The 26,339-nt window shown below is 70.6% G+C and carries 21 protein-coding genes and 1 pseudogene; 14 read left to right on the forward strand and 8 right to left on the reverse strand.

What is annotated here, in order from left to right; translation table 11 throughout:
• Positions 1-40: 40 nt before the first annotated feature.
• From L0984_RS20175 to L0984_RS20195, 5 genes are all read right to left on the reverse strand, one after another.
• A complete protein-coding gene (locus tag L0984_RS20175; protein WP_234195772.1) occupies positions 41-1,585 on the reverse strand; it encodes an acyl-CoA synthetase in 1,545 nt (514 codons plus the stop codon).
• A 140-nt stretch (positions 1,586-1,725) separates the two neighbouring features.
• Positions 1,726-2,886: an acyl-CoA dehydrogenase family protein gene (locus L0984_RS20180; protein WP_234195773.1), complete on the reverse strand. Its 1,161-nt coding sequence runs from the start codon at positions 2,884-2,886 to the stop codon at positions 1,726-1,728.
• A 49-nt stretch (positions 2,887-2,935) separates the two neighbouring features.
• Complete coding sequence (locus L0984_RS20185) at positions 2,936-3,367, reverse strand: Zn-ribbon domain-containing OB-fold protein (RefSeq protein ID WP_234195776.1); 432 nt, start codon at positions 3,365-3,367, stop codon at positions 2,936-2,938.
• Positions 3,364-4,557, reverse strand: coding sequence for a thiolase family protein (locus L0984_RS20190; RefSeq protein WP_234195778.1), 1,194 nt, complete (start codon positions 4,555-4,557; stop codon positions 3,364-3,366). Before L0984_RS20190 ends, L0984_RS20185 begins: the two co-directional genes overlap by 4 nt.
• A 58-nt stretch (positions 4,558-4,615) precedes the next feature.
• Complete coding sequence (locus L0984_RS20195; protein ID WP_370646100.1) at positions 4,616-5,899, reverse strand: CaiB/BaiF CoA transferase family protein; 1,284 nt, start codon at positions 5,897-5,899, stop codon at positions 4,616-4,618.
• Between the two features lie 67 nt (positions 5,900-5,966).
• Here L0984_RS20195 and L0984_RS20200 point away from each other — a divergent pair, with 67 nt between their 5' ends.
• From L0984_RS20200 to L0984_RS20255, 12 genes are all read left to right on the forward strand, one after another.
• Positions 5,967-7,661, forward strand: a complete 1,695-nt coding sequence (locus L0984_RS20200; RefSeq protein ID WP_234195781.1) for an FAD-dependent oxidoreductase — start codon at positions 5,967-5,969, stop codon at positions 7,659-7,661.
• Positions 7,662-7,811: 150 nt separating this feature from the next.
• Positions 7,812-9,128, forward strand: a complete 1,317-nt coding sequence (locus tag L0984_RS20205) for a Rieske 2Fe-2S domain-containing protein (RefSeq protein WP_234195783.1) — start codon at positions 7,812-7,814, stop codon at positions 9,126-9,128.
• A 9-nt stretch (positions 9,129-9,137) separates the two neighbouring features.
• The gene (locus L0984_RS20210) at positions 9,138-9,944 is read left to right on the forward strand and encodes a FadR/GntR family transcriptional regulator (protein ID WP_234195785.1); all 807 of its coding nucleotides are present in this window, start codon (positions 9,138-9,140) and stop codon (positions 9,942-9,944) included.
• On the forward strand, positions 9,941-10,918 hold the full coding sequence (locus L0984_RS20215) for a Bug family tripartite tricarboxylate transporter substrate binding protein (protein ID WP_234195787.1): 978 nt from the start codon (positions 9,941-9,943) through the stop codon (positions 10,916-10,918). Before L0984_RS20210 ends, L0984_RS20215 begins: the two co-directional genes overlap by 4 nt.
• Positions 10,915-12,153, forward strand: a complete 1,239-nt coding sequence (locus L0984_RS20220; RefSeq protein ID WP_234195788.1) for a thiolase C-terminal domain-containing protein — start codon at positions 10,915-10,917, stop codon at positions 12,151-12,153. Before L0984_RS20215 ends, L0984_RS20220 begins: the two co-directional genes overlap by 4 nt.
• Entirely contained in the window at positions 12,150-12,605 is a 456-nt protein-coding gene (locus tag L0984_RS20225; RefSeq protein ID WP_234195789.1) for a Zn-ribbon domain-containing OB-fold protein, read from the forward strand. Before L0984_RS20220 ends, L0984_RS20225 begins: the two co-directional genes overlap by 4 nt.
• 36 nt (positions 12,606-12,641) lie before the next feature.
• Positions 12,642-13,361: a nitroreductase gene (locus L0984_RS20230; RefSeq protein ID WP_234195790.1), complete on the forward strand. Its 720-nt coding sequence runs from the start codon at positions 12,642-12,644 to the stop codon at positions 13,359-13,361.
• Between the two features lie 139 nt (positions 13,362-13,500).
• On the forward strand, positions 13,501-14,469 hold the full coding sequence (locus tag L0984_RS20235; RefSeq protein WP_234195792.1) for a Bug family tripartite tricarboxylate transporter substrate binding protein: 969 nt from the start codon (positions 13,501-13,503) through the stop codon (positions 14,467-14,469).
• Between the two features lie 189 nt (positions 14,470-14,658).
• Positions 14,659-15,255, forward strand: coding sequence for a phosphatase PAP2 family protein (locus tag L0984_RS20240; protein WP_305079917.1), 597 nt, complete (start codon positions 14,659-14,661; stop codon positions 15,253-15,255).
• Complete coding sequence (locus L0984_RS20245) at positions 15,252-16,283, forward strand: glycosyltransferase family 2 protein (RefSeq protein WP_234195794.1); 1,032 nt, start codon at positions 15,252-15,254, stop codon at positions 16,281-16,283. Before L0984_RS20240 ends, L0984_RS20245 begins: the two co-directional genes overlap by 4 nt.
• Complete coding sequence (locus L0984_RS20250) at positions 16,280-17,884, forward strand: ArnT family glycosyltransferase (RefSeq protein WP_234195796.1); 1,605 nt, start codon at positions 16,280-16,282, stop codon at positions 17,882-17,884. Before L0984_RS20245 ends, L0984_RS20250 begins: the two co-directional genes overlap by 4 nt.
• Complete coding sequence (locus tag L0984_RS20255) at positions 17,881-18,714, forward strand: ChbG/HpnK family deacetylase (RefSeq protein WP_234195797.1); 834 nt, start codon at positions 17,881-17,883, stop codon at positions 18,712-18,714. Before L0984_RS20250 ends, L0984_RS20255 begins: the two co-directional genes overlap by 4 nt.
• Here the strand turns inward: L0984_RS20255 and L0984_RS20260 are convergent.
• Positions 18,635-19,426 (reverse strand): GntR family transcriptional regulator, encoded by a 792-nt coding sequence (locus tag L0984_RS20260; RefSeq protein WP_234195799.1) that lies wholly within the window; start codon positions 19,424-19,426, stop codon positions 18,635-18,637. The genes L0984_RS20255 and L0984_RS20260 overlap by 80 nt on opposite strands.
• Positions 19,427-19,572: 146 nt before the next feature.
• Here L0984_RS20260 and L0984_RS20265 point away from each other — a divergent pair, with 146 nt between their 5' ends.
• Both L0984_RS20265 and L0984_RS20270 read left to right on the forward strand, forming a co-directional pair.
• Positions 19,573-20,619 carry a porin gene (locus tag L0984_RS20265; protein ID WP_234195801.1) on the forward strand — a complete coding sequence of 349 codons (1,047 nt, stop codon included), beginning with the start codon at positions 19,573-19,575 and terminating at the stop codon, positions 20,617-20,619.
• Between the two features lie 57 nt (positions 20,620-20,676).
• A pseudogene (locus L0984_RS20270) lies at positions 20,677-20,979 on the forward strand (tripartite tricarboxylate transporter substrate-binding protein); the annotation flags it as partial.
• Here the strand turns inward: L0984_RS20270 and L0984_RS20275 are convergent.
• Positions 20,927-24,949, reverse strand: a complete 4,023-nt coding sequence (locus tag L0984_RS20275; protein WP_234195803.1) for a hypothetical protein — start codon at positions 24,947-24,949, stop codon at positions 20,927-20,929. The pseudogene L0984_RS20270 and the gene L0984_RS20275 sit on opposite strands and share 53 nt — an antisense overlap.
• 134 nt (positions 24,950-25,083) lie before the next feature.
• A complete protein-coding gene (locus tag L0984_RS20280) occupies positions 25,084-26,118 on the reverse strand; it encodes a helix-turn-helix domain-containing protein (RefSeq protein ID WP_234195805.1) in 1,035 nt (344 codons plus the stop codon).
• Between the last annotated feature and the right edge of the window lie 221 nt (positions 26,119-26,339).

A 26,339-nucleotide genomic window follows, 5' to 3' on the forward strand; every position in this document is an offset into this window, starting at 1 on the left:
CCGCCCCTGAATGGGGTCGAACGCCGGGCCCCGGCCGGCTTCAGACGATGCGGCTGCTGCGGCCGCTCCAGTAACGCTCGCGCAGGAGCCGCTTGTAGAGCTTGCCGTTGTCCTGGCGTGGCATCTGGGCCTCGAAGTCGATGCTGCGCGGACACTTGAGCGCGGCCAGGCGCGAGCGGCAGAAGGCCAGCAGTTCCGCTTCCAGCGCGGGGCCGGCTTGGTCCATGTCCACCGGCTGGACCACGGCCTTCACTTCTTCGCCGAATTCGGCGTTGGGCACGCCGAACACGGCCACGTCCATGACCTTCGGATGCAGCGTGAGCACCCCCTCGGCCTCCTGCGGATAGATGTTCACCCCGCCCGAGATGATCATGTAGGCCTTGCGGTCCGTGAGGTAGAGATAGCCTTCCTCGTCAAGGTAGCCCACGTCGCCCAGGGTGGACCAGCCCTGCGCGTTGAACACGCCCTCGGTCTTGCCGGGGTCGTTGTGGTAGGTGAAGCGACGGCTTCCCTCGAAGTAGATGGTTCCGGGCTCGCCGGGCGGCAGCACCCGGCCCTCGTCGTCCACGATGCGGATGGTGTTGAGCAGCGACCTGCCGACCGAGCCGCGGTGCGACAGCCATTCCTCGGAGGTGATGAAGGTGCAGCCCGAGCCTTCCGAGCCGCTGTACTGCTCGACGATGCACGGCCCCCACCAGTCGATCATCTGCTGCTTGACGTCCACCGGGCAGGGTGCCGCGGCATGCAGGGCGCAGCGCAGCGAGGACACGTCATAGGACGCGCGCACCTCGGTGGGCAGCTTGAGCATGCGTACGAACATCGTCGGCACCACCTGCGTGTGCGTCACGCCGAAGCGCTGGACGGCGGCAAGGAACCCCTCGGGGTCGAACTTCTCCATCACCACCACGGTGCCGCCCATGCGCTGCACCGTCGTACTGAAGCCCAGCGGCGCCGCATGGTAGAGCGGTGCCGGCGAGAGATAGATCGTGTCCTCGTCGAAGCCCAGGGTGCGCGCGAAGGTCGCCATGATGGGCACCATGGCCTCGACCGGGTTGTTGGCGAAGGGCACCTTGATGCCCTTGGGCTGACCCGTCGTGCCCGAGGAATACAGCATGTTGTGGCCCCCCACCTCGTCGGCAATGGGCGTGTCGGGGCGAGTGCCCGCGGCTTCTTCCCACCGCGCGAAGGCGCCGAAGGATGCGTCCACCGCCAGGCAGTGCGCCACGGCGGGGCAGAGGTCCGGCAGTTGCAGTGCCACCGTCTGCATGGCCGCCGAGGACACCAGCGCCGCGGCGCCGCAGTCGTTGACGATGTACGCCGCCTCGGCGGCGCTCAGGTGCGTGCTGATGGGTGTGAAGTACAGCCCCGCACTCATCGCGGCCCAATAGACCTCGTAGAAGCGGAGGTTGTTCTCCATCAGCACGGCGATGTGGTCCCCCGGGCGCAGCCCGAGGGCACGCAGGAGGTGCGCGCCCTGATTGGCGCGCGCTGTCAACGCGGCGTAGCTGAGGACAGCACCGGTGCCAGCCATGATGACGGCCGCCTTGTCGGGGTGGCGGAGGGCGGCGAGGCGGGGATGGGTCATGCGCCGTTTCTTATGGTTCAACCAATCGAATACTAGCACGTCCACGCACGTCGAGGCTGTCAGGGGAAGTCCCAGGCGAAGCCGCGCAGCGGCCATGAAAAAGGGGGCTTGCGCCCCCTGATGGAGTCGGGCCGACCCGTTCAGCCCAGGTCCATCTGCTTGGCGAGGATGTTGCGCTGGATCTCGTTGGTGCCGCCGCCGATGGGGCCCACGCGCGAGTCGCGGAAGAACATCTGCATGTCGTACTCCATCGAATAGCCCGCGCCGCCCATGATCTGCATGCCGATATCGGCGCACTTGAAGTTGTTGTCGGTGGCGACGATCTTGGCGATGGAGGCCTCGGTCACCGCCGGGGTGCCCGAGTCCAGCACGTCGGCCGCGCGGTAGACCATCTGGCGGGCCGTCTCCGACAGGATCAGCATGTCCGCCAGCTTGTGCTGGATCACCTGGAACTGAGAGATCGGCTGGCCGAACTGCACGCGGTCCTTGGCATAGCCGCGGGCGTACTCGGTGATCTTGAAGCAATGGCCGGCCGAGATGGCGGCCAGGCCCAGCCGCTCCAGGCCCAGGCAGCTCATGATGTTCTTCCAGGCCCGGCCCTCGCCGCCGAACAGGTTCTGCGCCGGCACGCGCACGTTCTCGAAGAACACCTCGTTGGCATGCGAGGTCCGGCGGCCCAGCATCTGCAGCGGCCGCACCGTCACGCCGGGCGTCCTGGCGTCGACCAGCAGCGTGCTGATGCCCTGGTGGCGGTTGGCGCCATCGCGGTCGGTGCGTGTGATGACGACGAAGTAGTCCGCCACATGGCCGCAGGTGATCCACACCTTGTTGCCGTTGAGGATGTAGTCGTCGCCCTCGCGCTGCGCGAAGGTCTTGACGCCGGCCACGTCCGAGCCCGTGCCGGGCTCCGACATGCACAGCGCCAGCTTGGCCTTGCCCGCGATGATGCGGGGCACCAGGTCCTTCTTCATCTCGGGGCTGCCGAACTTGGCGATGTGCATGCCCGCATACACGGCCGAGGTGGTGATGGCCTGCGCGATGCCGGTGTAGTGGTAGCCCATGGCCTCCAGGAAGATGGCGATGTCGCGGTAGGAGCCGCCGGTGCCGCCCAGCTCTTCCGGATAGAAGAGGCCGATGTAGCCGGCATCGGCCAGCGCTTCATAGGCTTCGAGCGGGAACTCGCGGGCCTCGTCCATCTTGCGGATCTTCTCCCAGGGCAGATGGCGGCCCAGCAGGTCGAGCACGCCCTCGCGCATCATGCGCTGGTCGTCGGTGAGGCCGGTGGTGTTGAACAAGCTCATGGCTTTCTTTCTCCTGTGTATCGAATCGGGTTGAAGGCGAAGGCCCTTCTCAGCCGAGCGGGCGCGCGGCGAACAGCGGGCCGTCCCGGTACTGCAGCACCACCATCTCCACGGCCTGGCCGATGACCGGCGGACGCTGGGGGTCCTCGACCAGGCGGCAGGCCAGCCGCAGGCCATCGTCGAGATCGACGATGCCGCAGGCATAGGGTGCTTCGGCCGAGAACACCGCGGGGGCGGCGTGGATGCGGGTCCAGGAATAGAGCGTGCCGGTGCGCCCCAGCGGGGCCCACTCGACGTCCGTGGACCAGCAGTGCGGGCACACCGGCTTGGGCGGAAAGGTCTGGCGCGCGCAGGACTTGCAGCGCGTACTCATCCAGCGGCCTTCGCGCAGTGCCTGCCAGAAGGTGGTCGTGAACGCCGATTCCCGCGGCGGATAGGCCCGGTCCTCGGCCACGGGGAGTTGCGGCAGGGGCGGCGTCATTGCACGGCCTCCATGACATGGATGAGGGCGGCGTTGTAGTTGCCCAGTTCGCCCGTGGCCAGGCCGAAGCGGGCGTTCTTCACCTGCCGTTCGCCCGCACGGCCACGCAACTGCTCGGCGAGTTCCACATAGTTGTAGAGCGAGGTCACGTAGGCCGGATGGCCACGGGAGGTGAGGCCGCCCGAAGTCGAGATCGGAATGCGCCCGCCCAGCCGGGTCTGGCCTTCGGCCGCGGCCCGCGCACCCTGGCCGCGCGGCAGCAGGCCGATGGCCTCGCTCACCAGCACCTCCACGATGGTGCAGGGGGCATAGAGTTCGGCCAGGTCGAGCTGCTCCGGGCCGATGCCCGCCTGCCGGTAGGCGTCCTGTGCGGCCTGGCGCGCCGCCGTGAAGACGATCATGTCGTTGGGCACGTCGCTGATCTGGTGCGAGCCGTCGTGGCAGAAGCCGCGGCCGCGCACGAGCACGTAGGGCCGGCCGAGCGACTTGGCCACTTCTTCGCTGGCCAGCACCAGGCAGGCGGCACCATCGCCACGCGGCGGCACCTCGTACAGCCCCAGCGGCTCGACGATGGGGCGCTGGGCCACCACCTCCTCCAGCGTGATCGGCTTGCGGAACTGGGCCAGCGGGTTGAGCGAGGCATGGTGCCGGTTCTTCACCGCCACCGCCGCGATCTGCTCGCGCGTCGCGCCGTGCTCGTGCATGTAGCGCATGGCGTCCATGGCGTACCAGGCAATGGGCGTGAAGCCGGCCGAGGTGTGGAAGTCCACGTCGCCGGTGGTGCGCATGCTGCTCATCATGTGCTCGGTGGCGGACACCGCGCTTTCCATGTTGATGCCCAGGGCCAGCGCCACATTGGCCCGGCCCAGCAGGATGTCGTTGCAGGCCTGGTCGAAGGCCAGGGCGGCGGTCATGCCGTTGCCCATCACCTCCATCACATTGCCACGACAGGCCAGGCGCAGTTGCCCCATCAGGAAGGTGTGGAAGTATTTCTGCCGCGTGTAGGGCCGCGGCAGCGTGAAGACCAGGCTCTGGATGTCCTGCTTGTCGACGCCGGCATCGCGCACGGCCTCGACCACCAGGCGGGTCATGATCTCGTGCTCGAGCGTCTGCAGGGCGGCGTCGTCGGCCGTCTGGTGGCGGCCGACCGGAATGGCGCTCGCGCCGACGATGGCGACGGCGCGGCTCACGGGACGGCCCTCCGCGCAGGGCGCCCCGGGATTCGCGCTCGGGCGTGGACCGGGGCGTTCATGGCTGGGCCACCAAAGCAGGTGCGCCGAAGGCGCCGGCCGCGCGCAGCGCCTCGATGCGCTCCTCGTCCAGGCCCAGCGCGTCCGCCAGCACGGCCTCGGTGTCCGCCCCCACGGCCGGTGCCGCCCGCTCCACCACGGCCGGCGTGCGCGACAGCCGAAGCGGCGTCGCCACATTGGGCACCCATCCCTTGACTGGATGCGGGATGCGCGTGACCAGCTGGCGGTCGCGTGCCTCCTCCGAGGCCAGGGCCTGCGCCAGCGTGCGCACTTCGCCCGATGGCACGCCCGCCGCGCGCAGCCGCGGCTGCCAGTGGCGCCAGGGATGCTTGCCGAACTCGGCCTGCATGATGTCGAACAGGTAGTCGCGCTGCTGCAGGCGGTTGGCGCGCTTGGACAGCACGGGGTCGTGCGCGATGTCCGGCCGCTCCAGCACCTGCTCGAACAGGCGCACGAAGATGCCATCGTTGCCGCAGTTGATGTAGAAGGGCATGTCCTGGCACTGGAAGACGCCCGATGGGCAGGTGTCCGGGCTGGTGTTGCCGTTGCGCTGCGGCTCGTAGCCGGTGGTCAGGTGCTGCATGGCGCCGAAGCCGGTCATCAGCACTGCCGTGTCGAACAGCGCCACCTCCACGAACTGACCCTGGCCGTCGCGGGTGCGCGCCATCAGCGCCAGCAGGATCGCATTGGTGGCGGACATGGCGGTGGCCACGTCCATCACCGCCGCGCCGCTGCGCACGCCCTGGCGGTCGGCGTAGCCATTCATCGAGATGAAGCCGCTTTCGGCCTGCGCGATGGGATCGAAGCCCAGCCGGTCTGCATGCGGCCCCGTGCGGCCATAGGCGGACACCGAGCAGTAGATGAGCTTCGGGTTCAGCCGCGCGCAGCTGTCGTAGTCGAAGCCGAAGCGCTCCATCACGCCGGTGGAGAAGTTCTCCACCACCACGTCGGCGGTCTCGATGAGGGCGCGCACCACCTCGCGGCCCGCTTCGGACTTGAGGTCCACGCCGATGCTGCGCTTGTTGCGGTTGGTCCAGATGTAGGGCGCGCCCTGCGCGGGCAGCTCCGGGTCCATCGGCGGGTAGTAGCGAAAGTCCTCCCCCTTGACCGGCGCCTCGATCTTGATGACGTCGGCACCGAAGTCGGCCAGCGTCATGGTGGCCAGCGGCCCGGCCACGAAGTGCGTGAAGTCCACCACCCGGATGCCCTGGAGCGCCTGCGGCGTGCGCGCTGGGGGCACCGGCTGCTCGGGCAAGGCGTTGATTCTTGCTTGATCGAACACTGTCCGTCCTCGAAAATGTGTATGGTTCTACCATTCTTGCACAAGCACACCGGGAGGCAATCGGTAAATGACCCTGGACATCCCTGAGACGGAAGCGGACCTGCTGGTGATCGGCGCCGGCGCCGCAGGCATGACGGCCGCGCTCGTCGCCGCGCTGGAGGGACTGCGCGTGGTGCTGTGCGAAGCCACGCAGCAGGTGGGCGGCACCACCGCCACTTCCGCCGGCACGCTGTGGATTCCGGGCAATCCGCAGGGCGTCGCCGCGGGCCATGGGGACACGGTGGACGCCGCACGCACCTACCTCGATGCATTGATCGGCGAGCCCGACCACGACGGCCGACGCGAGGCCTTTCTGGGCAGCGGACCCGCCATGCTGCGCTACCTCGAAGCGCGCACGGCCGTGAGGTTCGCGAGTGCCGGCATGCATCCGGACTACCTTCCGCATCTGCCCGGCGCGGCCGTCCGGGGCCGGGCCGTCTCTCCCCTGCCCTTCGATGGACGGCTGCTGGGCGCCGACTTCGGACGCGTGCGCCCACCCCTGGCCGAGTTCATGGTGCTGGGGGGCATGATGCTCGGCAAGGCAGACATCGCCGCCCTGGTCGGCCGCTATCGCTCATGGCGGGCCTTCATCCACAGCGCGCGGCTGGTGCTGCGCCACGCCCGCGAGCGCATCCGGCATCCGCGCGGGGCCCGGTGGGTGATGGGCAATGCTCTCGTGGGCCGACTGCTGCACAGCCTGCGCACGGCGGGTGTGCAGCTGCACTTCGGCACCCGGCTGCGCGGGCTCGAGATGGAAGGCGGGCGCGTGGTGGGCGCACGGGTGGACGCACATGGCCAGACGCGGGTGATGCGTGCACGCCGGGGCGTCGTGCTGGCCACGGGCGGCGTGGGCCATGACGCGGCGCTGCGGCATCTTCTTGCGCCGCAGGGGCCGACCATGCTCGCGCTCGCGGCCGAGGCGGTGCGCGGCGACGGCCTGGGTGCGGGTCGCGCAGCCGGGGCGGCGCTGACGGGCCTGGAGCGGCCATTCCTCTGGCAGCCGGTGTCGGTGGTGCACCGCAAGGACGGCTCGACCGGCCTCTTTCCGCACTTGTTCCTGGACCGGGCCAAGCCCGGTCTGATCGCCGTGGACGGCCGGGGCCGCCGCTTCGTGGACGAGGCGGCGTCGTACCACCATTTCGTCGAAGGCATGGTGCGTGCGGACGCGGTGCCCGCCCAGCTGGTGTGCAGCACCGCCTTCATCCGGCGCCACGGGCTGGGCGCCATCGCGCCCGGCACGCGCGACCTGCGGCCCTGGGTGGCGCGTCGAATGCTGGTGGTCGCGCCGACGCTCGATGCGCTGGCGCAAACGCTGGGCCTGCCGGCCGCCACCCTGGCCGACACCGTACAGCGCCACGACCACTGGGCCCGGCTCGGCGAGGACCCGGATTTCCACAAGGGTGCCTCGGTGTTCGACCGCTTCAACGGCGATCCGGCACACGCCCCCAATCCCTGTGTCGGACCGGTAGGGCCGGGACCGTATGCCGCCATGGCGGTATGGCCCGGGGATGCGGCATCGAGCGCCGGGCTGGCCACCGACGCCCAGGGCTGCGTGCTCGACGCGCACGGTCGCCCCATCGGCGGGCTCTATGCCTGCGGCAACGATGCAGCCTCGCCGATGCAGGGCCACTATCCCGGCCCCGGCACGACGCTGGGGCCTGGCATGGCCCAGGCCTACCGCATCGCACGCCATGCCAGCGCAGCGGGCCGCGGTGGCAGCTGAGGCCGGGGCGCGCACAAGGTGCCGGTCCGCGCTCCTTTTGCGCGCCTCGTGCCGAGGCGCTTGACGTGCCGAACGAGTTTCATAGAATTGGTTCTACCAATTTGGCTCAACCAATCTACTCCGGCCGACCCACCCGGCCCCACGAACTCCATGCTCTCCCGAGAAGACAACGAAACCCTCGTCCATGTCGGCCCCCAGACGCCCATGGGCCAGTTCATGCGGCTGTATTGGATTCCCTTCCTCAAGTCCTCGGACGTCGCGCCCGACGGCCAGCCGTACCGCGTGCGGCTGCTCGGCGAGGAGCTCGTCGCCTTCCGCGACAGCAGCGGCCGCGTGGGCCTGGTGGCCCAGGCCTGCCCGCACCGCGGCGCGCCCCTGGTCTTCGGCCGCAACGAGGCCGACGGACTGCGCTGCGTCTATCACGGCTGGAAGTTCGGCGTGGACGGCCGCTGCCTCGACATCCCCGTCGAGCCGGCCGGCAGCCCGATGTGCAAGCGCATGCGCGTGACCGCCTATGCGGTGCGCGAGCGCAACGGCATGCTGTGGGCCTACATGGGCCCCGACCAGGAGAACCCGCCCGAGCTGCCCGCCGTGGAATGGAACCTGGTGCCCGAAACGCAGGTGGCCATCTCCATGCGCGTCCAGGAGTGCAACTGGCTGCAGGCCCTCGAAGGCGAGATCGACTCGGCCCATGCCGCCATCCTGCATGGCCGCGTCGATGTCGGCGGCACCATCAACCAGTGGAAGCAGGGCGCCGACCTCACGCCGACCTTCGAATGCGTGCAACACGATGCCGGCGTGAGCATCGCCGCGCGCCGCAAGACGCCGGACGGCCAGAACTACGTGCGCGTCAACCAGTTCATGCTGCCGTTCTGGACGCTGGTGCCGCCGCAGGCCCAGTTCCCCGACCTCAGCGGCCATGCCTGGGTGCCCATCGACGACGAACACACGCTGTGCGTGATGTTCTCGTACACGCCGGCCCAGCCCTTCTACGAAAAGACGCGCCAGGTCTTCAAGAACGGGCACGCCGGCCGCGAGACCGGCCATCACTCCGAGGGCGCCTACGAGAAGCGGCCGGTGACCGAGCCGTATCACACGTACTGGAGCCGCTTCAACCGCGGCAATGCCTACCACTTCGACTACGCGCAGCAGGTCAGCAAATACAACGCGGGCATGCCCGGCCTGTGGATCCAGGACGCGGCCTGCCAATCGGGCGTGCAGCCCATCTACGACCGCAGCCAGGAGCACCTGGGCACCAGCGACAGCGGCATCGCGCGCACCCGGCGCGTGCTGCTGGAGGGCGTGCGCCAGCTGAAGGCCGGCACGCCGCCGGTGTCGGCAGCAGAGCCCGGGCTGTTCATGAAGCGCGCCGTGTCCATCACCATTCCCGCCGGCGGCGACTGGATGACGCTCGGCGGCGATCACATGCGTGCCGAACTGGGCAAGGACTTCGGCTACACGCCCTGAGCCGTCCTCATGCCCGACCCGCGCACCGCCATCGAGCCCATGCACGCGCGTGGCGCCCAGGCGCCCGCGCGCCCGCGCGACGGCGGCGGCCAGATCGGAACGGTGATCTCCGGCGTGCTGGCCTATCTGCGCGAGCGCAGGCTGCAGCCGGGCGACCGCCTGCCTTCGGAACGCGACCTGGCGGAGAGCCTGGCCGTGGGGCGCAATGCGGTGCGCGAGGCCCTGGCCATCCTCGGCACGCTGCGGGTGGTGGACTGCCGCCCCAACTCGGGCGTCTACCTGCGCCACATGGGCCGCGACAGCAGCTTCGAGGCGCTGGTGATGCTGGCCGACATGGGCGCCACCCCCACGCCCACCGAGGTGGCCGAGACGATGGAGGTGCGCGCCCATCTCGAACTGCTGGCCGCCGGCCTGGCCTGCAAGCGCCGCACCGAGGACGACCTGCAGCGCATGGAAGGCATCCTGGCCCGCACCCGCGCAATCCTGGCGGGTGGCGGCAACATCGCCGAGGCCGACAGCGAGTTCCATCTCGCCCTGGTCGAGGCCACGCACAACTCGGTGCTGGTGCGCGTGCTCAACGCCTTCTACCGTTTCACCGCATTGCGGCGCGAGGCCCTGTTCCATAACCTGGCGCAGGGCCAGGCCTCGGAGCAGGACCACCGCCAGATGCTGACCCACCTGCGCGCGCGCAGCGCACCCGAGGCCCAGGCCCTGATCCTGCGCCACATGCAGCGCGCCCGACGCTACTGGACCGACCGGCTGGCCGATGCCGCGCCGGCCCCTTCATCCCAAGAACATTCCGGAGACGCCCCATGACCCTTGCCCCCTTCAACCGTTTCAACCGCCGCGCAGCGCTCGCCGCCATCAGCCTGCTCGCCGTCGGCGCGGCCTTCGCGCAGTCCTATCCCAGCAAGCCGATCCGCATCGTCGTGCCCTATGCCGCCGGGGGCAGCACCGACCAGCTGGCGCGGGCCATCCAGCAGCCGATGAGCGAGTTCCTGGGCCAGCCGGTGATCGTCGACAACAAGCCCGGCGCCGGCGGCACCATCGGCGTGGACAGCGTCGCCAAGGCAGCGCCGGACGGCTACACGCTGGTGTTCGGCAACAGCGGTCCCAATGCGATCGTCTCGCTCATGCGCAAGGTGCCCTATGACGAGCTCAAGGACCTGCGGCCGATCTCCACCGTGGCGATCACGCCCATGATCCTGGCCGTACCCACCGACAGCCCGGCGCGCACGCTGAAGGACTTCATCGCCTACGCGCGCAAGGAGGGCCCGGCGCTCAACTTCGGCTCGGTGGGCAACGGATCGCTGTCGCACCTCACCGGCGCCTACTTCAACGAGCTGGCCGGCACGCAGATGCAGCACGTTCCCTACAACGGCGGCGCGCCCATGACCACCGCCTTCGTCGGTGGGCAGATCCAGGCAGCCTTCGTCACGGGCCTGGATGGCGCCACGCTGCTGGCCTCCGGCCGCGTGCGCTACCTGGCCGTGGGCACCACGCAGCGCAGCGAGGCGGTGCCCGAGCTGCCGCCCATCGCCGAGGTCGTTCCCGGCTTCGAGAGCGTGGCCTGGTTCGGGGTACTGGCCCCACGGAACATTCCCGACGACGTGGCGGCGCGGCTGAACGCGGCCGTGCGCGCGGCGGTGGAACGGCCCGAGGTGCGGCGCCTCTTCGCCGATCGCAAGGTGGAGGCGCGCAGCAGCACGCCCGAGCAGCTGGAGCAACTGATCCGCAAGGAGGCGGCGCAGTGGGGCCCGGTGGTGCGCAAGGCCAACATCCAGATGTGAGCGGCACCCCCATGCCAGCGCACACGCGCCGGGCCGGCGCCACCGTTGCGGCGCGCGCCGCCCGCACGCTGCGCGGGCAGGTGGCGGTCATCGGCATCGGCGAGGGCGGTTACTGGCGCCATGGCCAGTCGCCCGACCCCGAATTCAAGCTGGCCCTCAAGGCCATCCTGGCCGCATGCCAGGACGCCGGCCTGGACCCGCGGGAGATCGACGGCTTCGCCTCGTATGGCGACGACCGCAACGACGCCTCGCGGCTGGCGACGGCCCTGGGCATCCACCGCCTGCGCTCGGCCACGATGCAGTGGGGCGGCGGCGGTGGCGGCTGCTGCGCCGCGGTGGCCAATGCCGCCGCCGCCATCGCGGCCGGCATGGCGGACTGCGTGGTGGTCTTCCGGGCCCTGGCCCAGGGCGAGCACGGGCGCTTCGGCCAGGTGTCGGGTGTGTCGACCATCTCGGGCGAGAAGGCCTACCTGATGCCCTACGGCGTGCTGGCCCCGCCGCAGCGCTTCGCCATGCGGGTGCAACGCTTCATGCACGAGCACGGCGTGCAGCAGGCGGCGCTGCGCGCCATCGCCCTGGCCTGCTACCACCATGCGCAGGCCAATCCGCGCGCGCTGATGCACGGGCGGCCGCTCGACGCCGCCCGGTACGACGCCTCGCGCTGGATCACCGAGCCCTTCCATCTCTTCGACTGCTGCATGGAGAACGACGGGGCGGCGGCGCTGGTGCTGGTCGCGGCAGAGCGCGCACGCGATTTCGCGGCCGAGCCGGTCTACCTGCTCGGCGCCGCGGCCGGCGCACCGCACCGCGCCGCCGCCACGGCCCACAACGCGCCCGATTACGGCAGCGCCGGCTACGCCGCCGTCGCCGAAGACCTGTGGCGCATGGCCGGCCTGGGACCCTCGGACGTGGGCTCGGTGCAGAGCTACGAGAACTTCACCGGCGGCGTGGTCATGGCGCTGGCGGAGCACGGCTTCTTCCGGCCCGAGGAGGCCAACGACTTCCTCATCCTCGACAACCTCGTCAGCCCCCACGGCCGGCTGCCCCTGAACACCAGCGGCGGCAACCTGGCCGAGTGCTACATGCACGGCCTCGAACTGGTGCTGGAGGCCGTACGCCAGGTGCGCGGCACCTCCACCAGCCAGGCACCGCGGCGCGACGCCGCACTGGTCATCGGCGCGCCCATGGTGTCGCCGGTGAGCAACCTTCTGCTGGGATCGGAGGCCACGCTGTGAGCGAGACCTCGATCCCGCCGCTGCCCGCCGGCCTGCCGATTCCCGTGTCGGAGCCTGACGGCCTCTCGGCCCCGTACTGGCAGGGCCTGTGCGAGGAGCGGCTGCGCGTGCAGCGCTGCACGCACTGCGGCACCTGGCAGTTCGGCCCCGAATGGATCTGCCACCACTGCCATGCCTTCGACCCGGCGTGGACCGAGGTGCCGCCGCAGGGCGTCATCCACAGCTGGACGCGGGTGTGGCATCCGGCCCATGCGGCCCTGCGCGGGCACCGCCCCTATCGCGTGGCGCTGGTCGCGCTGCCACACGCTGGCGGCGTGCGCATGGTGGGCAACCTGCTGGGTGACCCGATGCAGGATGTCGCCATCGGTGCTGCGGTGCAGGGCGTTTTCGCGCACCATCGCGACACGCAACCCGCGTTCTCGCTGCTGCACTGGCGGCTGTGCGAGCGGTAGCCACCGAACCCTGCCCCTTCACTGCAACATCTCTCCATGCCCATCGACCCAGCCTCCACTCGTGGCGAGCCTGCGCCCGCCCCCGCCGAGCCCGCCCTGGCGCTCCAGGCCCTGCTCGACCAACGCTACAGCTGCCGCGGCTTCCTGCCGCAGGAGGTGCCCCGCGCCACCATCGAGCGCATCGTCCAACTGTCGCAGCGCACCGCCTCGTGGTGTAACGCCCAGCCGTGGCAGGTGGTGGTCACCCGCGGCGCGGGCACCGAGCGCCTGCGCGAGGCGCTGCTCGCGGCGCAGGCCCAGCCGCCCCAGCCCGACTTCCCCTGGCCGCGCGAATACCACGGCGTCTACCAGGCGCGCCGGCGCGAATGCGGTCTCGCGCTGTACGACGCCGTGGGCGTCGCCAAGGGCGACCGCGAGGCCTCGGCCCGGCAGGCGCTGGAGAACTTCCGCTTCTTCGGCGCGCCGCACGTGGCCATCGTCACCAGCGACGAGGCACTGGGCGTGTACGGCGCGGTGGACTGCGGCGCCTTCGTCTCCAACTTCATGCTGGCCGCCACCAGCCTGGGCGTGGCCACCGTGCCTCAGGCGGCGCTGGCTTCGCGCGCGGACGTGCTGCGCGAACAACTGGGCCTGGCGGCCGACCGGCGCGTGGTCTGCGGAATCTCCTTCGGCTTTGCGGACGACACGCATCCGGCCAACGGCTTCCGCACCACGCGCGCGGGCCTGGACGAAGTGCTGACCTGGGTAGAAAGCTGAGCACCTGCGGGCACAGGCCAGGGCGCCTTGTGCTGCGGTCTCCCCTCATGGCAGGGCGTGGGCCGGGTGGCATGATCCCGGCCCGGCCTCCGGCCGGTTCCTGAAGCATTCCAACACCTAGACAGACAGGACCCTCGCCATGACTCTCGCCCCTTCGCGCCGCCGTGCGCTGCTCGTCGCCCTTTCCACCGGCCTGCTGGCCGCCGGCGCCTCGGCGCAGCAATGGCCCACCAAGCCGATCCACTTCGTCGTGCCCTTCTCGGCTGGCGGCGCCAACGACCTGATGGGCCGCGCGGCGGCCGACGGCGTCTCCAAGGCGCTGGGCCAGCCGGTGGTGGTGGACAACAAGCCCGGTGCCGGGGCCGTGCTGGGCACCGACGTGGTCGCCAAGAGCGCGCCCGACGGCTACACCTTCCTGATCAGCGCTGCGGGCGTGGTCTCCAACAGCATGATCCGCAAGGTGCCCTACAAGGACAGCGACCTGGTGCCCGTGGCCATGATCGGCCTGGCACCCTCGGTGATCGTGGCGCCGGCCAACTCGCCCTACAAGGACCTGACCGACTTCGTGAACAAGTCCAAGCAGGGCCAGGGCCTGCACTTCGCCACCGCCGGCACGGGCAGCACGCCGCACTTCGTCGAAGGCCTGCTGGAGAAGAACTACGGTGCCAAGCTCGACGTGGTGCCTTACAAGAGCGGCTCCGAGTCGATCACCGCCGTGCTCAGTGGCCAGGTCGATGCCACGTCGGAGGCCAGCATCGTGGTGCTGCCCTACGTCAAGGCCGGCAAGCTCAAGGCCCTGGCGACCACCTGGACGCAGCGCATCTCGGCCTACCCCGAGCTGCCCACGGCCGTGGAACTGGGCTTCAAGGACATCCGCATCGCCCACTGGGCGGGCGTGCATGCGCCGGCCGGCACGCCGCCGGCCATCCTCGACAAGATGGCCGAGGCCGTGGACAAGGCCATGAAGGACCCGGCCACCGTGCAACGCCTCAAGGGCATGGGCATCGAGCCCATCGGCGGCACGCGCGCCAGCTTCGTCAAGTTCGTCGACGAGGAGCGGGCCCGCCTGGGCGCGGTGGTCAAGGCCACCGGCATGAAGGAAGAGTGAGCGCGGCGGCCGGCCCGCGCCGGCCAGCCTGAACGGCGTCTGAAACGCACGGTCAGGAAGGATTCACGGCGGACTCCTAGCATCCGCCGCCATGCTGACCGACCCTTCTCCGGCGCCCGTTCATCCCGCGTTCACGCGCATGCGCCGTGACGGGCGGCGCGTCGGCGCATGCGGCTGCGGGGTCGCGCGATGACCCGCCCCGACATGGCCCTCTTCCTCGCGATGACGGCCGGCAGTTCGCCCACGCCCTGGCTGCTGTCCATCGCCAGCGCACTCGCGCGCTTCGGTCCCTGGCTCAGCGCGGCCGTCATGCTCGGCGCCGGCCTGCGCCACCGCGACGAACGTGGCTACCTGCTCGCGCTGCTGTGCATGGCGGCGATCGCCTCCCTGGTGGCCCATGCGCTGGCCAGCACGCTGGGCTATCCCCGCCCCTTCATGCTGGGCCTGACACCCAGCCATCTCCCCCATGGTGGCAGCGACGGCCTGCCGAGCACCCATGCCACCGTGATGGGCCTGGTCGCCTTCGGCCTGCTGGTGCGCCGGCCGCTGCGCTGGTATGGCCTGGCGGCCATGGTCCTGGCGCTTGCCACGGGCTGGGCCCGCATCCATGTCGGCGTGCACTTCCCGCTGGACGTTGTGGCAGGACTGGGGCTCGCTGCGGCGCTGCTGACCGGCTTCCTGGCTCTGCAGTGGCAACTCCGGATACGCCTGGGCGCCCAACCGGTCGCGCCGCCGCTCACGCCCCCGGCCATCGCCCCTTCGCATCGAGAGAAACCGCTGCCATGAATGCCGCCGTGCATGCCCCCACCGCGCGCCTGAAGGTCGTCGAGACCGACGAGGTCGTCGCCCAGCCCCCCGTGCAGCTCGCCGCGGCGGCACTGTCGTGCGTCATCCCCTGCTTCAACGAGGCGGCCAACCTGCGCCTGCTGCTGCCCCTGCTGGAGCAGCTGCTGCAGGGCATCGGCCTGCGCTGGGAAGTCATCGTGGTGGACGACGGCAGCAGCGACGACACCTCCGACGTGGCGCGCACCTGGTGCCAGCTGGCGGGCTTCCGGCTGGTGCGGCTGTCGCGCAACTTCGGCAAGGAGGCCGCGCTGAGCGCCGGACTCAAGGCCGCGCGCGGCGATGCCGTGGTGCTGCTCGATGGCGACCTGCAGCATTCGCCGCAGCTCATCGGCAAGATGGTCGAGCAGTGGCGCAGCGGCGCCGAAGTGGTCTACGCGGTGCGCGAGAACCGGGCCGACGAAGGCGCCCTCAAGCGCGTGGGCACGCGGCTCTTCTACCGGGCGGTGAACATCTCCAGCCGCACGCCGCTGCCCGAGGACGCGGGCGACTTCCGGCTGATGGACCGCAAGGTGGTGGATGCCCTGCTGGCGCTGCCCGAGCGCAACCGCTTCATGAAGGGCCTGTACGCCTGGGTGGGCTTCAAGACCGTGGCGCTGCCCTACACGCCGGCCCCGCGGGCCGAAGGCCAGAGCCGCTTCGGCGCGCTGCGACTGCTGAACCTGGCGCTGGACGGCATCACCTCCTTCACCACCTGGCCGCTGCGGCTGATCAGCGTGATCGGGCTGCTGCTGGCCGTGCCGGCGCTGGGCTATGGCGTCTTCCTGGTGTTGAGCCACTTCATCTCGGGCAGCGATGTGCCGGGCTGGTCCACCATCGTCGTGAGCCTCATGTTCTTCATGGGCATCCAGCTGGTGTCGGTGGGCATCGTGGGCGAGTACGTGGGCCGCATCTTCGAGGAGGTCAAGGCCCGGCCGCTGTTCCTCGTGCGCGAGGAACACGGCCACGGCCTCGCGGAGCGCACGCCGTGAGCGCCGCCGCGCAGGCGCGCGGCACGTCGTCGTGGTGGAAGGGGCATGCCGCCTTCCTGCTGATGGTCGGCGTGTGGCTGGCCTGGACGGCCGGCCTGCGCCCGCTGACCGCCCCCGACGAGGGCCGCTATGCCGGCGTGGCGCGCGCCATGCTGGAGTCCGGGGATTGGCTGGTGCCGCGGCTCAACGGCCTGCCCTTCTTCCACAAGCCGCCGCTGTTCTACTGGCTCGGTGCCGGGGCCATGCAGCTCTTCGGCGTGCACGAATGGGCCGCGCGCCTGCCTTCGGTGCTGGGCGCCTGGCTGGCGGCCGCATCGCTCTACACCTTCCTGCGGCGGCATGCCGACCTGCGCCTGGCGCGCGGGGCCACGCTGGCGCTGTGCACCAGCCCCTTCTTCTTCGTCGGCGCGCAGTTCGCCAACCTCGACATGCTGGTGGCCGGCTGCATCACCGCCACCGTCGCCTGCGCCGCGGATGCGCTGCTGTGCCTGGACGAGGAGCGCCCCTGGCGCATCGCCCTGGGGCTGGCATTCGCCTCGGCCGGGCTGGGCCTGCTGGCCAAGGGACTGATCGGCGTGGTGCTGCCGGGCGGCGTGATCGTGCTGTGGGCCCTGCTCACACGCCGCACCCGCGTGGCGCTGCGCATGGCCGTGTGGTGGCCGGGCTGGCTGCTGATGGCACTCGTCGCCGGACCGTGGTTCGTCGCCATGCAGCTGCGCTACCCGGAGTTCTTCGACTACTTCGTCATCACGCAGCACTTCCGCCGCTTCGCGGCCAGCGGCTTCAACAACGAGCATCCGTTCTGGTTCTATGCACCGGTGGTGCTGGGCCTGTGCCTGCCCTGGACGCCATGGCTGCTGCTGTGGTGGCGCAAGGCCGCGCCGGCGCCCTCGCGCGGCACCCAGGGCCTGCCGCTGCTGATGCTGGTGTGGATGGGCGTGGTGGTGGTGTTCTTCTCGCTGCCGCGCTCCAAGCTGGTGGGCTACGTGCTGCCGGCCCTGCCGCCCCTGGCTGCCCTCGTCGCGCTGGGCCTGGAGCGCGCCCTGGCCGGCTCGCCGCGGCGCGCCAGGGCGCTGGGCGCCACCGGCGCGCTCGCCGCCCTGCTGTGCGTGGGAGGCGTGGCGGCGGCCGGGCACTACGGCACCCCGCCCGACGCCCGGCTGCAGCTGCCCGCGGGCGAGTCCGTGCGGCCCGGGGATCGCGTGGTGATGCTCGACCACTACTTCTACGAACTGCCCTTCTACTGGCAGCTTCCCGGCCCCGTCACGGTGGCGTCCGACTGGCGGCCCGCCGTGGCCCAGGCCAGCGACAACTGGCGCAAGGAACTGGCCGACGCCGGCGCCTTCGAGCCCGCGACCCGGGCCACGTGGCTGCAGGGCGTCGACGCCCAACCGGCGCGGATCTGCGCCCCGGGCCGCACCTGGGTGATCGGCCCCTCCAACGCGCAGCTCGCCGCGCCCTGGGTGCTGGGCATGAAGCTGGTCACCTTCAACACCGAGATCGCGGTCTGGCGCCACGACGGGCGCGCGGGCGAGGGGCCGGACTGCCTGTCGGGCCACGGCACGCCCGGGGCACTGCCCGCCTGGGCCGGCGCCTCATGAGCCCACCGCACCCGGTCTTCCTGCGCCGCCTGTGCGTGTGCGCCGATGACTTCGGCCTGAGCCAGGGCATCGACCGCGCGATCCTGGCGCTGATCGACCAGGGCGTGGTCACGGCGACGAGTTGCATGGTGCTGCGGCAGGCCTGGGCGGCCGACGCGCCCTGGCTGCGCGCCCGTAGGGCCGACCTCGTCGACGTGGGCCTGCACCTGGACCTGACCAACGTGGACGGCACCGCCCGCGAGGCCAGCCTGGCGGGCCTCGCGGCACGCAGCATGCTGATGCCCCGCGGCGCCGACCACTGGCGCCCGCTCCTGCGGCAACAGCTGGACCGCTTCGAGGACGCGATGGGCCGGCCACCCAGCCATGTGGACGGCCACCGGCATGTGCACCAGCTGCCGGGCGTGCGCGAGACGCTGGCCGAGCTGCTGAACCAGCGCTACGGCCGTGCACTGCCCTGGCTGCGTGGCACGCGGCCCGGCCCGGCATCGGGCGCCGTCGCCTTCAAGCAGCAGCTCATCCACCGCCTGGGCGGGCCGGGCGCCCGGCGGCTCGCCCGGCGCCGGGGCATTCCCCTGAGCCATCGCCTGCTGGGCGTCTATGGCTTCGACCGCGACGTGCAGGCCTATGCGCGGTCGCTGGACGCGTGGATCGCCCAGTGCCAGGACGGCGATGTGCTCATGTGCCACCCGGCCATCGGCTCGACCCCTTACGACGGCATCGCCGCCGCACGCCAGATCGAGTTCGAGGCACTCAGCGCGCTGAGCCCCGCGCTGGTGGAACAGGGCTGGGGCGTGCGGCTTTCGCCCCAGCCCGTGCGCGCGGGGCGCTGAGCGCCGGTGCCGCCCCGGCGGCGTCTGGCGCGGACGACCCCGCCTGCCTGACCGCGTTCTCGGTCTCCTGCAGGTGGCGGTCCATCAGCGCGATGGCCGTCTCCGCGTCGCGCGCGAGCACCGCATCGACGATGGCCTGGTGCTCGGCATTCACGTCCCGCGCCTGCAGGTGGGCACTCTCCAGCCGGATCTTGCGGTAGCGCTGTGAATGGTCCGCCAGCTGGTTCCAGAAGCGCAGCAGCCATTGCGAGGTGCACGCTCCCACCAGCGCGGCATGGAAGGCACGGTGGTGCACTTCCCACTCCGAGGCCATGGCGTCGCTGCGGGTGAAGTCGGGCAGCGGCGTGCGGTGCAGCACATGCAATGCGGCCACGATGCCGGCCTCCCACCGCGCATCGCCATGGGCGATGGCATCGGCCAGGCACAGCCGCTCGATCTCGCGGCGCGTGCGGGTCAGGTCGATGAGTTCGGCCGGCGACGACTCCACCACACGCGCACCCCGATGCGCCTCGATCGCCACCAGCCCCTCGCTGCCCAGGCGGGCCAGCGCCTCGCGGATGGGTGTCAGGCCGAGCTGGAAGCGCTTGTCCAGGTCGGCGGCGCGCAGCCGCTCGTTGGGTGCCAGCTCGCCACGCAGGATCTCCTGGCGCAGCCGCTCGTAGGCGCGCTCCGTCCGCGAGCCGGAGGCGTCGGGCACAGGTTCGTTTAACACGGATGCCTCCATGAAGTAAATACGCCATTATACGAACGGCAATATTTCATGAAACTTGTAGATTTCATGAAATCCGAAGCGCCACATGAAAAACGCATCGGTTCATCCGTCCCATTTGCCGCTTCGCATCCCTGTCCTTCCGTCCCATGACCTCTGCACGTCCCCTCCCCTGTCTTGTTGCCCTGGCGCTTGCGAGCGCGGCGACCTCCTCCCTGGCGCAAAGCAGCGTCACAGTCTATGGGCTGGTCGACCTCGGCTTCGTGCGCGAAAGCGGCGGGCCGGGCGGCGCCGAGGCCAGCAAGCTGACCAGCGGGGTCTCCGCCGGTTCCCGGCTCGGCTTCCGGGGCGCCGAGGATCTCGGCGGCGGGCTCTCTGCCGTCTACCGGCTGGAGATGGGCCTGAATGCCGACACCGGCACCCTGGGCCAGGGCGGCCGCGGCTTCGGCCGGGAGTCCTGGGTCGGCCTGCAGGGCGACTGGGGCCGCGTGCTGCTGGGCCGGCAGTACACGCCGGTGGCCTTCCTCCAGGCCGAGTCCGACCCCTTCGGCACCGGGCTGGCCGGCGATTCGGCCAATCTGATCAGCCCCGGCGGCGCCGGCGGCAGCAACCGCATGGACAACACCGTGCGCTATGCGCTGGAGACCCGCCAGGGCTTCACCGTGGACCTGGCCTACGGCTTCGGCGAGAAGACCAACGACGCCAGCCTCTCGCGCGAGTGGGGCGCCGCGGTCGGCTACGTGTCGGGGCCGGTGTACGTCAAGCTGGGCCATCACAACGTCAACGACGCCAACGGCAGGCCGGGCAGCATGAGCCTGCTGGCGGCCAAGTACGACTTCGGCCTGCTCACCGCGCACTTCAACTACGCGATCAACAAGGGCTCGTCGGTGTTCGGGGTGCTCAACCGCGATTCGCGCGACGTGCTGCTGGGCGTCTCCGTGCCCTACGGACCCGGCCGGTTTCTTGCGTCGTACATCCGCAAGGACGACCGCACCCTCGCCAACAACGATGCCAACCAGTGGGCCATGGGCTACGTGCACAACCTCTCGCGGCGCACCGCCCTGTACGTGTCCATCGCACGCATCCACAACAACGCCCCGGCCGGCGCCGCCACCGGTTTCTACCGCGTGGGCAATGCCACCGAGCAGGGACTGGGCAGCCGCGCCTTCAACGTGGGCGTGCGCCATGCCTTCTGAGCGCCTGCCCGTCCGCCTCCGCCCTCATCCCCTTTGCCCATGAACCCGCACATCGCCATGAACCGCCGCTCCCTCTGCCAGCACCTGCTGGCCTGCGCTGCCGCCCCGCTCGCGGCCATCGCACCGCTGACCGCCTTCGCGCAGGGCACGGCCGGCTATCCCGCCCGGCCCATCACGCTGGTCGTCGGCTATCCCGCCGGCGGCGACTCCGACGTGCTCGCCCGCTTCCTGGGCGAGAAGCTGTCGGCGCGGCTGGGTCAGCCCGTGGTGGTCGACAACCGCACGGGCGCCGCAGGCACCATCGCCGTCAACTACGTCTCGAAGGCGCCGCCCGATGGCTACACGCTGCTGCTGGCACCGAGGCGATGTCCGAGCGGTAGCTGCCCGGCAGGCTCGCATCGGAGCCAAAGGCGTTGCCGCTGATGCTGCCGGCCGTGGCCGTGTCCCCGCGGATGGTCTCGCTGCGGTGCTCGTAGCGGGCCAGCGCATTGAAGCGGTCGTCGTCCTTCGGGCGGTAGGCCGCGCCCAGCTGCTGGCGCGACTGGGTGCGCTCGTTGCCCTGCTGGTCGCCCACGCCCTTGCTGCTGTTGTAGATGCTGCGTGCCAGCAGCGTCCACTCGTCGTTCAGCCGGTAGCCCACGCCCAGGCTATTGAGCACCGTGTCGGCGTCCGAGCCGGTGCGCTTCTCCAGGATGCCGCTCGCGCGGAAGGCGCCGTGGGTGTACTCCACGCCGCTGGTCACGGCGGTGGAGCTGCCCAGGCCCGAGGCCAGGCTGGTGCTGGAGACGGTGCCCAGGGCGCGGGTGCGCTCGATGCCGCCGGTCAGCTGCCAGTGCTCGCCGAGCTTGACGGTGTTGCGGATGCCGTTGGCGATCTGCGCGGTGCGGCTGCTGTCCGCATCGGCCAGGCGGTACTCGTTGTACACGCGCCCGCCCTCCATGTAGGCGCTCTCCACGCCCAGGATGCCCACGTTGCGGCTGGTGCTGCTGGTGGTGCTGTCCGTGTCCTCGTAGAGGCTGGAGCTGAGCTCGTAGCGGCCGTAGATGCGGGTCTTGCTGGTGATGGCGTAGTTGCCGCCGACGGCGGCCATGTGGCGGCCGCTGTCCTTGGTGTCCTGCTCGCCCTCCACAAAGACCTGCGCCTGCGGGGCGCCGGGCAGCGTGGCCGTCAGGCGCGCGCGCACGGTGGTCAGGCTGTTCTGGTCGCTCGCCAGGGAGCTGCTGCTGTTGGCCGCACTGCCCAGGGCCGTCACCGAGGAACCTGCTGCGCCGCTGTAGCTGGAGACCTGGTCGTAGCTGAACATCGAGGCCGAGCTGCTGTTGGCCGTGGCCCCATGGCGCAGGCCCACCTCGGCGCTGAAGTAGTCGTTGAAGCGCTTGAGCAGCGACACGCTCTGCCCGCGCGCGGCCGGCGTGGCCGCGGTGGCGGTGCTCAGGCTCGTGCCGTCGCTGCCAGTGGTCAGGCTGGCACTGGTGCCCTCGCTCTTGCTGTACAGCGCCTCGGCGCGCGCGGCCATGGTGGAGTCGATGCGGTACTCGGCGCGCACGCTGGCCTCGGTGTTGCCCGCGCCGAAGCCGGCCGCGGGGTTGTCGAAGCTGCTGGAGGCGCGCGCGACCTGCGCGGAGACGCCCAGGTTCTCCGTCTGGTGGCGCAGCTCGATGCGGCTGGCCGAGCCGGAGCCCTTGTCGTCGCTGTGCGTGCGCACGGCCTCGGTGGCCATGCTGGTGTTCTCGCCCAGGCGGGCCAGGCCCGTCACGGCGGCCAGGCGGCGCGGGTTCTTGGGGTCGTCGTCCACATGGGCCACCACGCCGGCCTGCACGCGCTCGCCCAGTTTGAACTGCGCATCCACGCCTGCCACGGTGTACTTGGGGCCGCCCGCGTCCACTTCATACGTCACGCGCACGGACTGCGGGTTCAGGTCCGCATCCACCGCCGAGACCGGGCTCACGAACATCAGCCGGCGCGTGCTCGGCTCCAGCGTGTAGTCCACGAAGCGCGTGAGCGTGGTCGCCTTCAGGATCACGTTGGCCTGGTTGCGGTCGCGCGAGACGATCTCCACCGTTTCGCTGTTCTCCACCATGTCGCCCAGGTTGCCGGCGAGGTAGTACGGGCCGGAGATGCCCTTGCCTGCGAATTCCTCGATCTGCTGGGTCTGCGAGGTGCGCGAGCCGTAGGCGGTCACGCGCATGCCGCCCTCGTCGTACACGCCCTTCATGCCGGTGAGCGTGCGGCTGGTCTGGCTGAGCTTGCGCACCTCGGTGCTGCTGGCGGTCTGGAAGTCGCCGTACAGCAGGTACGAGCGGTTCTTGTCGATGCGCACGTAGAGCTTCTGCGAGCTCTGCGCGTCGTAGCCGCGCTCGGAGGCGTCGCCATAGACGGGGTAGAACTCGTCCGGACGGATGTCGCGGAACATGCGGTCGGCGCTGGACTTGGCCGTGTCCAGAGAGGCCGTGAGCAGGTACTCGCCCTTGATGGCGCCCTTCAGGAAGAACGCGGCGCGGCCCCCGGCGCGGCTGTTGCCGCTATCGCCGTTGCTGCCCAATGAGGACAGCTCCTGCTCGAAGGCGGCGCCTGCGGGCAGCTGGTCGATGCCCAGCTTGCCGCGCTTGGTCAGGTCCAGCGTGCCCTCCACGATGCCCACGGCGATCATGGGGCGCAGGTCCGGCAGCAGGGCCAGGCGCGCCTCCTGCACGATGGCGTTGACGGTGACGCGCACGCGCACGTCCCCCGGGGTGCCCGGCGGGATCAGGTGATAGGTCGCGCGCCCGCCTTCGATGAAGGCCTGCAGGCCGGGCTCCTTGTCGTTGAGGTCCTCCTCCTGCCAGCGGCCGGCGTCGCTCTCCAGCGTGATCTGGGTGCGCGCGGTGACGGGCACGCCGGCCGCGTCGGTCAGCACGATCTGCACGGGCACGGGGGTGCGCGCGTCGGCACGCGCGTCGGTGGGCACCACGATGCGCACGAGGCCCAGCTTGTCGGGGGCCGTCACGCCGATCTCCACCGGCTCGCCGCGGGCGTTGCCCATCTCGTCCATCACCTGCAGGCGCAGGCGGTTCATGCCGGGCTTGAAGGCCACGCCGATGTACTCCCAAGCGCTGGTCCCGGTCTTGGGCAAGGTGGCCTTCTTGCCGACGCGGCGGCCGTCGATGGCCTCGCCGTTGACGCTCAGTTGCAGCACGGCGCCCGCGGGGCCCTTCACGCGCACGTTGATGGCCTGCCCGGGCAGGGTGTCGCCGTCGCGCAGCTCCACGAAGCCGGGCTTGTTGTCCAGCTCGGGCAGGAGTTTCTCCAGCTCGATGCTGCTCGGTGCCACCGGCTGGGGCACCAGGCCCGCGGTGACGCTGCCGGGCTGGCCGGCGGCCTGGCTGCCGACGCCGACGCCAGCGCTGGGGACCTGGCCCGTGGCCGGCAGCGACTTGACCTGCTGCGCGGCCGCCAGCGTGCCGGTGCCGCCCACGCTGCCGGTGCCGTCCAGGAAGTTGCCACCCCCGCCTACACCGCCACCGGCCGCACCCGCCCCGGCCGCACGCTGCGGCGCCCCGGGCAGCGCGATCAGCGGGCCCGTGGTGGCCGTGAGCGAGGCGCCCGCGCCGCCGCCGCTGCCGTTGATCTGGCCCGCGGCCGGCATGCCGCGCGTGTCGCTGGCCACCACCACCTGGCCCTTGGGATCCAGCCGGTTGCGCAGTTGCCCGGCCAGCTCCGCGTCGAGGTTCTTGGCGGCGGCCGCGCGGCGCGCCTGCACGTCCTTCTGGGTGGCCTCGTTGCCGCAGCCCTGCAGCGGGAAGTTGGCCTTGTGGAATTCGCCCTTCTTGAGGTCCACGAAGCGGCTGCCCGGCGTGCCGGCATTGCGGTTGCCCTGGATCGCCACCGTCGCGCCCACCGGCAGCGTGGTCTCGTCCAGGCGCAGCACGTGCGTCAGGGGCTCCGCCTCGTAGGCCCCGTCGGCCTTGAGCGCGAACTGCGCGCCACGGGCCGGCTGTGCCGAGCGCGCCACGTACTCCAGGCCCTCGGGCAGAGGCAGGTTCGCTGCCACCCCCTTCATCGCCTGCTTGCCCACGTTCCTGTAGACCGCCCGGTACTCGAGCACGTCCCCAGGGCGCACCCCGTCGACCTCCTCCAGCTTCTCGCGGCCCCGCTCGTCCTTGACCACCTTCTTCTGCGTCAGCTCCACCGTGATGGGCTTCTGCTCGGCCTTCTGCTCGACCTTCGCGGGAGCGGAGGCGGACGCCGACGGCGCCAACTGCGCAAAGGCCGGCACGGCCAGCACCACGCTCAGCAAGGCCGGCGCGATCAGGCGCACGTTCATCAAGGGATTCATCAGGCGGCGTTTCATGGTCTTCACCTCTTTCAGGTCTTCAGGGCTGCTACAGGACAGGGTCAAACACGCGGGCGCCCTCACAGGGGCGCCGCTCGAAGGCAGGGGCGGCCGCAGCACGCGGCACACAGGCACGGGCACGCATCGGCGCGTCATCCGCCAAGCGCTCCAGACGTCCGCTGCGCAACGCCCGCACGCACGGACGACGTGCCGTGTCGGGCAGCGGAAACGGGCATCGGGGAGGTCGGCTGCACCGGCGTGCGTGAGGCAGCGGCAGCAGCAGTGGCTGCGGGAACAGCGAAGGCGTCCGCGAAGGACGGCGGGATGGAAGGTGGGGTGGACGGGGTCAACGACTCGCCGAAGGACGAGGTCTGCAACAGTGCAGTGGAGGCCGTCCTGGACGGCGTGAGGGCCGGCGCCATGGGCACGCAAGCAGCAGCAGCAGTAGTGGCCATCTGGCCCACCTGCACCATCTGCCCACGCCCGCCCGCCGGCTCGTCACCCACCCTCAGCCGGTAGCCCCAGCCATGTACCGACAGGATCGGACACGGCGCGCCCGAGCGCTCGAGCTTCTTCATCAGCCGCATCAGGATCATGCGCATGCTGCTGGTGGCCAGCGGCTTCTGCCCGAAGCTCGCCCGCGTCTGCGTCAGCAGCTCGATCAGCCCACCCAGCGACAGCGCATGCTGCGGCGCGCACACCATCGCGCTCAGGATCGCCCGCTCGCACAGGTTCAGCCTCAGCCGGAATCCATCCGGCGCCACCAGCACCCATCCGTCGCGCAGCAGCGACCACCCCGTCTCGCCCAGCGCCCCGTCGATGCGCGGCAGCACGCCGCCAGCACCACCGCTGCCAGAGGCCGCGCTCGCCGAAGAGAGGAAGTCGGATGCGCTCGAAGCGCACGCGCCCCGGTCGTTCGCAGCCGCCGGCGAGGCCAGCAGGGACGACAGCGGGAAGGAGAGAGTCGGGGACGAAAAGGGTAAGGACGGAAGCGGCGCCGACGCCACGAAGGACGTGGCCCGCGCGCAGGCCGCACTCGACGTGTTCGAGGCCGCAGACCCGGCCCGATCGGCCCTGTCAGCCTCTTGCGACGCACCCAGAACCTCGCGGCAGGCCTGTACCGTCTCCAGCACGGCGCGAAGCTCCCGCTCAAGCCGCTCCAGGTGCCGCGCCAGCGGGGCGTCCATACCCCCGTACAGGCCATCGGCCGGCGCCCCGCCCATGGGCAAGCTGACCCCCGCCTGATCTCTGTTTAGACCAGTACGCCCCCCACGCGCGCCGCCCGCAGGAACCTGCCTTGGACAAAAAGGTTCCTTTAAATCCTAATAGCTACCAACTTTCTCAGGGCGACCGTTGTTACTCGTGGAGCACACAAACGTGATGGATGTAAATGACGCGGACAAAAAGG

The organism is Pseudacidovorax sp. NFM-22 (assembly GCF_021401245.1).
Taxonomy (GTDB): Bacteria; Pseudomonadota; Gammaproteobacteria; order Burkholderiales; family Burkholderiaceae_C; genus Xenophilus.